2 protein-coding genes are annotated in these 8,172 nt (G+C 68.1%); both read right to left on the bottom strand.

All coding sequences use genetic code 11. From position 1 onward, the window contains the following. Positions 1–3,500, bottom strand: a 3,500-nt coding sequence (locus tag AACZ35_RS10015) for a reprolysin-like metallopeptidase (RefSeq protein WP_339828712.1), incomplete at its 3' end; no start/stop codon positions are given. Between the two features lie 44 nt (positions 3,501–3,544). Beyond that, on the bottom strand, positions 3,545–7,939 hold the full coding sequence (locus tag AACZ35_RS10010) for a Calx-beta domain-containing protein (protein ID WP_339828709.1): 4,395 nt from the start codon (positions 7,937–7,939) through the stop codon (positions 3,545–3,547). Positions 7,940–8,172: the final 233 nt, after the last annotated feature.

Below are 8,172 nucleotides of genomic sequence, written 5' to 3'. Positions count from 1 at the left end.
GCGGGCACCAAGGGGCCGGGCCCGGCTTCGGTGCGGAGCAGGCGGAAGTTCGCAGGGCCATAGACCGACAGCCACAGCTTCAGCTCGCCCGCGCCTTCGGGCACGTCCACGAACAGGCGGTCGTGTTTGCCGCCGGGCGGCATGACGCTGAAGGTCCTGGCGCCCAGGAGGTTGCGCGCCGCATTGTCGTCGCCGTCCCGGTCGATGCGCACCGGAACGCGCGCCATCAGTTCACCGCCGGCGCCCTTGAAGTCCAGCAGGCCGAACAGGGCATCGCCTTCGCGAAGCCGGGGGTCGAGCCAGGACAGGCGAACCGGGAAGGACTCGCCGGCGGGCACGCGCGAGGGGCCGGTGGCGATCCACTGTTCCGGGTACAGACCGGGATCCAACCGATGCCTGATGCTGGCAATGTGGGCCCGCGCATCCACGCTGGCCGCGCCGCGATTGTGCAGGCGGATCCAGGCGGTATAGGTATCGCCGCCCGGTACGGTGACCGACAGCTCGCAGCGTTCGACCACGTTGTCCATCGCCGAAGCGCAGCGCACTTCATCAGGGTCGGCGCGTCCGTTACCGTTGTCGTCGATGCCCACGTAGAGATCGACGTTGCCGCCTTCTGCCGGGCTGGTGTCGACCACCAGGGTATGGGCCAGCGGGTAGTTCGCGCCAATCCAGTTGTACTCGGATTCGAGCTCCCTGACGATGGTGGCCGTACCGCCTTCATCCCAAGGGCTTTCAGGCGTGGCATCGGCCCCCAGCACGATGTCCTGCGGCGCGGCGATTTCCCGATAGTTCGCATGCACCTCCAGCGCCGGCAGGTCGCGCAGCCCCGACAACCCAACGTCGGCAAAACCAGACCCGGTCGCCGACGCCAGCATGGGATCGATCACCGGCCGCACCAGCACCTGCACCGCGCCCTCGACGCAGCGCCCGGAGACTTCGCAAACACGATAGGCCAGCAGGTCCTCGTAGGAACGATTGGCGGCCGGGATATAGACCAGCGCATCGTCGGCAACGGTGCCCGTGGTGCCGTTGTTGGCCACCTGCACCTGGCCGATCGCCGGCTGTTCGCTGATCTGCAGCGTGCCGCCGGCAAGGCGCGCCGCATCGACGGCGTCGTTGGCCAGCACCGAAAGCCGGGTGGAGCCGGCGTTTTCGAGCAGTATGAAACGATCGTCGCGCGCCTGCATCGGCGGCGTCTGCGCGCTGCCGTCGTCGTCGAGCAGGGTGACCAGCGCCGCCGTTGGCGAGGCCACTGCGCCGACGGCGTTGCCGACGCGCAGCTCCAGGGTTTCATTGGCTTCGTCCAGCGTGTCGCCGAAGACCTGCAGCGGCACCTGCATGGACGTAGCGCCCGCCGGCAGCACCAGCGCGCCCAGGCCCGACACGTCGAAGTCCCTGCCCGCGGTCGCGGTGATGCCCTGGGCCAGCAGGGCGAAGCGCACCTCGGCCGGGGCCGGTGCATTCAGCGACACCGTCACGTTGGCGGTTTGCCAGCCGGCGCTGCCTTCGGTGATCGAGGCCGGCTGCACCGAAAGGCGGGGCAGCCCAGGAGCTCCCTCCTCGTCATCGTCCAGGATGCGGGCCCGGATAATCGACTCGTCGATGCGCGCGCCGGAAACTCCGCCCACGGCGACGTAGAACGACTCGTCCTGCTCCGTCTCGACGTCGCCAACCACGGCCACGGTGAACTGCACGCCCTGCGCACCGGCCGGGATCTCAATGCCCTGGCGGCGCATCGGGAGGAAGTCGAAGCCGATGTCGGCGGCGTTGGCGCCGCCCAGCTGGCCGGCTTCGACGTCGAAACGCACGTTCTGGTTCGAGGCATGCGACAGGCGCGCGGTGAAGACCGCGTCGCGCACGCCGTCATCGCCTTCCTGGACCTCGATGTCGTCGATCACGAGCGTGGGAATCGCATCGTCGCTGACGATGGTGGCCACGCCCTGCCCCTTGGCGATGCCGGCGCCGGACACCGACAGGATGTCGAGCGAAAACACCTCGTCCGGTTCCATCAGCGTGTCGCCGCGCACACCCACGTCGATGGTCACCGCGGTCTGGCCGGCAGGAATGAGGATGTTGTAGGTGCGCGGCGCGAAGTCGGTGTTGGTGGCCGAACCCGGGCGCGTGGCCAGGTTCACCGTCACCGGGCTGGCCGACGCAGCGCTGAGGCTTAGCGTGAAGCGCACGGGCCGCTGGCCGCTGTTGCCTTCGATTATCTGGACATCGTCCAGGCTCAGCATGGGCAGCGCCCCGGCCGGGACTTCCGGCACCATGCCGGCCACCATCGCTGCGGTTTCAACGATGCCGCGTGCGTTGTCGGCTTCTTCGGCGATACCGCAGGGCTGGCCCAGGCACTCAAGCAGGTCGGGGTCCGAGAAACGACCCAGGCGCTGCTGCGGACCGGTGTTGTAGGCCATGATCGTGGCGAAACCGCTGTCGGCGGAAATCGTTTGCCGGTGGCCGCGCGAATATTCGAAGGCGCCGTAGTCGCCGTTGGTGGTTTCGATGTCGTGGTGCGCGCCCTGGTTGTGGCCGATCTCGTGGGCGAAGGTCCACTCACCGCAGCCGTCGCCACCAAAACCCAGGTCCGCGGTCACGGAGAAACCGTATTCGGGGACGAAGGGGTTGCCGCGGTAGCCGCCCAGCCAGCCGACACCGCAGCTGGTCTGGTTGACGCGGTCGAAGTTGCGCATCAGCTTCACCAGGTCGGCGCCGTACATGGCGCGGACGCGGTCGATTTCCTGTTTCACCTCCAGGTTCGAGGGGTCGGTGATGGCGTAAAGCGCATCGACGTTGTCGGCGTCGGCGGCGAAATCCAGCAGATGGGTGGCCACCACGCGGATTTCCAGGTCCATGCCGGTGTCGACGTAGGCCTGGTTGGTGATCGTCTCCAGGTAGGCGATGCGGGCCTGCACCGCCGCGACGCTGCCCCAGACTTCGACCAGCGAGGGCTGGTAGGCTACCAGCACGTCAAGGCGCGGCGTGCCTTCGGCCTTCTCGGATTCCTGACGCTTGCGCACTGCACGCTGGGCCGGCGTTGGTTCGGGCGGCAGCAGTACGTCCGGGCCCGCGGGGCGCAGCGAGGATTTTTCCTCAACGATGCGGGACTGGCCGTGGCGCGTTTCCAGACGCAGCGCCGCACCCTTGGGCTGCGGGATCCAGCCGAAGGCATGGCCCTGCCGGACGACGATGCTGGCGGTCTGTCCACCGGAGTCGGTGGGCACGCGCGCAGACCAATCCAGGGAACCGTCTTCCCGTGCCCGGACCTTGGTCACGCGGGCGGGCACCGCCTTGCCGGCACTCCCGGGCAACCAGACCAGGCTTCCCTCTTCGAGTGCCGCGAGGCCGGCGACATCAACCTGCACGAGCGTGCCTTCCGGAGCGCCTCCCACCGCGGCCAGCTTCGCCGCCGGCTGGATGGGCCCCTGGCCGAACTGCAGGTCTGCCGCCGACAACAGCGGCGAAATTACGAACAGGGTCAGGCCAAACAGGACGTTGCGCACGCGTCCTTCTCCATCCGGGGGATCGGCCTCCCTTTTACCAAGCGTCAGGGAGTAGCGCACCCCTGCGTCGTGCCCGGTCCGCCCAGCAGCTGCACGTTGTCGTTGCCCGTCCAGGCGCCGGGCACGCCGCCAGTGAACACGGCATCGAGCTGCATCTGCACCAGGCCGCTGGCGTCGAAGCGCCGGCGCAGGGTGCCGATATCCGCGCGGGACGGGGCTCCGCTGCGTTCGCACAGCGGGCAGAACCCGGTGAGCTGTTCTAACGGCAGCGTGGCGTCGGCGCCGCGGAAACTGCCCGCCTCCGAGGTCAGGAAGCGCGGCACGCCCTGGCCGTCGTAGACGAAGGCTGCGAAAAATTCGTAGTCCGGGAACAGCTGCACGCTGTAACCCGTGCCGGCCCGCGCCGGATCGAACCAGTGCGAACTGGCGTCGAGCGGCTGGCCCGCCAGGCTGGGGCAGCCGCGACCCAATGCGGCCAGAGGCTCGGAACCGGCCTGGCCGTCGAGTTCGTAGCTGAAGAGGAAGGCGTCGGGGCCGGTCGGCGTGGCGATGCCGCGGCCGACGGCGACCAGGTGGTTGCTGCTGCCGTTCCAGGCGGCGCGGTAGAGATCGCCGGTCCAGACGCCGGTGGTTCCCGGAGCCGGGCCCTGCAGGTAATACCAGGTGCTGCTGCCGTCCTGCAGGTAGGTGTACCAAAGCCCTGCCCACTGGTCGCCGGCCGGGTACAGGAACAGGCCGTGGCCGGACCGTGCAGCATTGAAGTAGCTGCCCGAGCGCACGATCGGCGCGGCGCCAACCACGGTGGCGGTCAGCGTCAGCGTGGCGGCCTCGTCATCCTTGTTGACCGGCGTGACGTACCAGCGGCCCGGCGTCAGGCCGGCACCGCTGATCGACAGCGATTCATTGCCGCTGGCGCCCACGCCCGAAGACACGGCCGCGGCGCGTGCCGGCGCGGCAGCAATCGCCGGCGAAGACGCCGGCACCGGTGCGGGCGCCAGGTACAGGTCGATGTTCTGCCCGCTGGTGGTCTGCACGTCCAGCCGGCTGGCACCGGCGGGCACGTCGATGAAGATCCGGTCCTGGGCGGCGCCGGGGGCCAGGCGCAGTGCCATGGCGCGACCGGAGCTCAGCGGCACCGGCGCATTGACCGGATTGATGCGGTCCACGCGCACCGGGAAGCTGCCGGTCGTCGTACCGGCATTGACCACGTCCACGTAGCCAACGCGGGACTCGCCCGGCAGCAGGCCGTGGTCGCGCCAGCCCAGGCGCAGGTCGAAGGACTCACCCGCAGTGAGCCGGCCCGGGCCGCTGGCAGCGAGGCTGCCGTCGCCGGCCGCGGGCGGCACGATGAAAACTTCCAGTCGCGCCTGTTCCAGGCGCGTGCCGCGGTTGTGGGCCATCAGCCAGAACGGCTGCGCGGCGCCGGTGGCGTCGAGCGCGAGTTCGCAGCGTTCGACGCTATCGTTCATGGCGGAAACGCAGGTCAGCTCGGCCTCGGAAGGCAGGCCATCGCCATTGCTGTCGCGGCCGATCAGCAGGTCGACCTCACCGCCCGTCGGCGAACGAAGGTCGGCGAGCACACGCCAGCGCCCCGCCGGGCCGGCCGGAATTTCCAGCACGGTGAAATCGGTGCCGCCGGCGTTGGCATCCCAGGGGCTTTGCGGCGTGCTGTCGACGGGCGCATTCAGCGTTCTGATGACCGGCGCCACCAGGGGTGTTGCGGCGAAGCGCAGCGAAGGCAGCGCCCGAAGGCCGGTGCCCGCCTCGTCCTGGAAGCCTGCGCTGGCGTCGGCTTCGATGCTGACGTCGGTCAGCGGACGCAGGGTGATTCGGACCCTGGCTTCGGAACAGGTACCACCCGTGGGGCAGGTGCGGTAGCCCAGCGTCGCCTGGCCGGAGGTGTTGGCCGGCGGCACGTAGCGGATCGTATCGTCGGCCGGGCTGGCGGTGCCGGCGGTATCCACCGTCGCGGTGCCGAGGGTCGGCGCGGACGTGATCTGCAGCTGTCCGCCGCTTGCGAAGGCGCTGTCGGGTTCGTCGTTGGCCAGGACGTCGAGCAGCGTGGGGCCGGCGTTCTCCCGCAGCACGAAGCGGTCGTCGCGTGCCGCTGGCGTTGCATTGGGAATGTCGTCGTTGAGGATGTTGCCGAAGCCACGCGGGCGCTCGGGGCGGGCGCCCGAAACATTGGTGGCCACCACGACCATGTTTTCGTTGGCCTCGACCTGGGTGTCGCCCAGCACCGCCACCTCGTAGTACATCAGGGTCTGGCCGGGGGCGAAGCTCAGGCCCGTGTCCTGCCGGGGGATATAGTCGCTGCCGGCGAAAGCCGAACGATCGACGGTGCGCAGGTCGAAGCTGACCGGTGTATCGCTGGCCTGGCTCAGCTGGATCGGGAAGCGCAGTTTCGTCTGGTTCGCATGGCCCTCGGTCACCGTGGCGTTGCCGACGCTCAGGCGCGGCTGGTTGTCCGCGACGCCGTCGTCGTCGATGAGCGTTGCAACGGCATTGTCGTCGCCGATCAGTGCGCCGGTGACGTGCGAGAGCGAGACGTAGAACCTTTCGTTTTCCTCGGGCGTGGTATCGCCGACGGCGGGCACCGTGAACTGCGCAGAGGTGGCGCCGCCGGGGATCGTTTGCGACTGGAGCAGCACGGACGGAAAATCGATGTCTTCGGTCGCGGAGAAGTCGCCGGCGGCAAAGGCGTGCGTCTGTGCTTCGAAGCTGACCAGGCCGGTGGACGGGTGCGACAGGGTGACGGTGAAAACGACCTCGGTGGTGCCGGCGTCGCCTTCCATCACCTGGGTGTCGAGCACCGACAGCGTGGGTGGGTTCTCGTCGGTGACGATCGTGACCACACCCTGGCCATCGCCAACCACCGCGCCGACGACGTCACGCAGGTTGACCCCGAAATGTTCGTCGCGCTCCACGACGGTTTCGCCGCGGACCTGGAACTGCAGCGTGTGTACCGTCTGGCCGGCGGGAATGACCAGGCCGTCCTGGGATGAGCTGGTGTAGTCGCCGTTGGCGATGGCCGTACCGTTGTTGGTGAACACCCCGAACTCGACAGGACCGGCGGCGGGCCGGTCCAGGCGCGCTTCCATGGTGGCGGTCTGGAAGCCCGCGTTGCCTTCGACAACGCTGACGTCGGACAGGCTCAGGCGCGGCAGGCTTTCATTCCGGGCCGGATAGAAAGCGGAAATGATCGGCGCGGACTGGCCAACACCGCGGGCGTTGTCAGCCTGGTTCTCTTCACCGCAGGGCACGCCCATGCAGGCCGTGATGCGCGGGTTCGACAGGTAACCGATGCGGGCCTGGGGGCCGTCGAGATAGGCCATGATGGTGCCGAAGCCCTTTTCGGGTTCCAGCGTACGGCGGTAACCGCGTGAATAGAGATAGGCGCCGTAGTCGCCTTCTTCGGTTTCGGTGTCATGGGTCGCGCCCATGTTGTGGCCCAGTTCGTGGGTGAAGGTCCACTCACTGCAGGCTTCGCGGCCGAAGCCGCGGTCGCCGGTGACCGAAAACGCATCCGCCGGATTGAAGGCGCTGCCGTGGTAACCCAGCAGCGAGGCAATGCCACAGTTGGTTTGCCGGTAGCGGTCGAAATGCCGGATCAGGGCCACCATGTCGGCGCCGTACTGCTCGCGCAGTCGGTCGACTTCGATCTTGATGGGCTTGCTGCCGGGCGTGCGGATGTCGTTGAGCACCGCGCCGTTGTCATTGCGCAGCGAATAGTCGACCAGATGGCTCGCCACCACCCGGATGCGGACATTGGCCTGGCTGTCGGCATAGGCCTGGTTGCTGATCGCCTCAAGCTGGGCGATGCGCGCCTGCATGACGGCCTGGCTGCCCCACAGGTCGAGCAGGTTGCCGGTATAGACCACCACGATGTCGATCACCGGCTCGCCGGCTTTCTCCCGCACCTGCCTTTCCTGCTCGGCACGCAGCCGGCGCGAAGCCGCGTCGGGTTCGGGCGGCAGCAGCACGTCCGGTCCGTAGGGCTCGACGAACTGGTCGGTCCTTTCGGCCGGCAGCAGCCAGGTACCCTCGGCATTGGTTTCCACCTGGATGGCGCGTCCGTCCTTGGTGGGGATGCGACCGAAGCTGATGCCATCGCCGATCGTGAAGACCACCGATTGCGGACCCAGGTCGGTGTCCACCTGGCCGATCCAGGTCAGCAAGCCGTCCGGACGCCGTTCACTGCGAACGAAGCGCACGCTGCGGTCGTCACCGGGCAGGCCGAGTTTCAGTGACTGGCCTGGTACAAGCCCGGCGTCGAGCAGGCCGGGGCCGACCGACACGGCCTGCGTGCCGGATCCGGCCAATCCGCCAAGGGCCTTGCTGGAATTGACGATCAACAGGGGGCCGGACGAAGCGGCGGCGAAAGGCGCCTGCGCCAGCAGCAGCAAGGGAAGCAGGCAGCGGGTAAGCGAAATGGGCATCGGGTTCGCCGCTCGTATCGACTGGATGTATTAGCTGATACAGCGAGGCGGGCATTGCGACAAGTCCTTGCGCTCAGCTGTCAGTCAGGAAAGTCGAGGCCACCAAAGAGAAATGCCCCGCTGGTCGGCGGGGCATTTCGGAAAAAGAGAAAGCCCGGTCCTGTTGGACCGGGCTTTCGGGGTAAAGCCCCTGGCGATGACCTACTCTTGCATGGCTTAGGCCACACTACCAT

Origin of the sequence: uncultured Arenimonas sp. (assembly GCF_963976025.1) — a bacterium.
Lineage (GTDB): Bacteria > Pseudomonadota > Gammaproteobacteria > Xanthomonadales > Xanthomonadaceae > Arenimonas.
The sequence above is the reverse complement of the archived record's forward strand: the minus strand, read 5'-3'. Positions and strand labels throughout refer to the sequence as shown.

Coding starts and splice junctions, on each gene's coding strand:
- AACZ35_RS10010 (WP_339828709.1), bottom strand. CDS start 7,939: ATGCCCATTTCGCTTACCCGCTGCCTGCTTCCCTTGCTGCTGCTGGCG.